Here is a 905-nt window from a genome sequence, read left to right as displayed (position 1 = left end):
AGCATCTAAATGGTACCAAGTTAAAGTAACATCGTTACCAGTATTGAAGTGGTAAGAACCTTCTAATTGGAAGCCCCAGTTCCAGCGACTGTGATCGCGGTAATGACCAGTAGCATCGGCAATAAAGAAATCGTTGTTGTTAACGACTTGTAAATCAATGGCTTGGCCACCGATATCCCATGCAGTACGCTCACATGGTACAGTCACATTTCCTGGAGTGCAGACAGGTCCCATTGTTCCTGCAAAAACTGCACTACTACCTAAAGCGAGTACTGCTGCTGTTGTCTTTTTCAAACTAAACATGCTAAGTCTCCGTTATATTTTTATTTTTATTAATTCTGCGTTTTTACTTGATAACTTACAATTTAAAAGTTACCAGCAGCATGCTTTCGTCGCTTTGGTTCGAAGCATGCAACACCATGAGTATGGCTTCGAAAATTAATAAAGCAAGCAAATTTACAAAAAAAAAAATAATATTTTTCATAAAGATACTTTTTTTAAGCACGACCACTATTTTTTAATCAGACTGACAACAACTCTCCTGTTTTCCGCACGGCCGGCATCTGTATCATTTCTAGCCACGGGTTTTAACGCACCTAACCAAGTGACCGATAATTGCTCCTCAGGAACGCCTAAAGTTATTAGATAATTTTGCACAGCCTGCGCACGATATTGCGAGATTGCATTATTATAGCCTTTGCGACCACGTTCATCAGCGTAGCCAATGATACGAATCATTTTAATCTGATGATCGGCTGCCGTATAGCGTGCAATTCGACGTAATTGATCCTTATCTTGATCCGATAATTCACGGCTATCAGGGACAAAATGGAAAACACTTTCTTTTACCCGGTCAAAACCAAAGGGCAATAGATTGCTAATGCATCGTTGATAATGAGAATAAG

2 protein-coding genes are annotated in these 905 nt (G+C 39.7%); both read right to left on the bottom strand.

Annotation, left to right across the window (positions count from 1 at the left end; all coding sequences use genetic code 11):
- Nucleotides 1–303, bottom strand: a 303-nt coding sequence (locus ACQY7T_RS10935) for an Lpg1974 family pore-forming outer membrane protein (RefSeq protein ID WP_428413344.1), incomplete at its 3' end; no start/stop codon positions are given.
- A gap of 207 nt (nucleotides 304–510) precedes the next feature.
- Nucleotides 511–905 (bottom strand): OmpA family protein (locus ACQY7T_RS10930; protein WP_428413342.1); only part of this gene is annotated, 395 nt, incomplete at its 5' end.

This window comes from Legionella sp. (assembly GCF_965140895.1).
In the GTDB taxonomy this organism is placed as follows: Bacteria; Pseudomonadota; Gammaproteobacteria; order Legionellales; family Legionellaceae; genus Legionella.
Note: the sequence above shows the minus strand (reverse complement) of the source record. Positions and strands in the feature narration are given on the sequence as shown.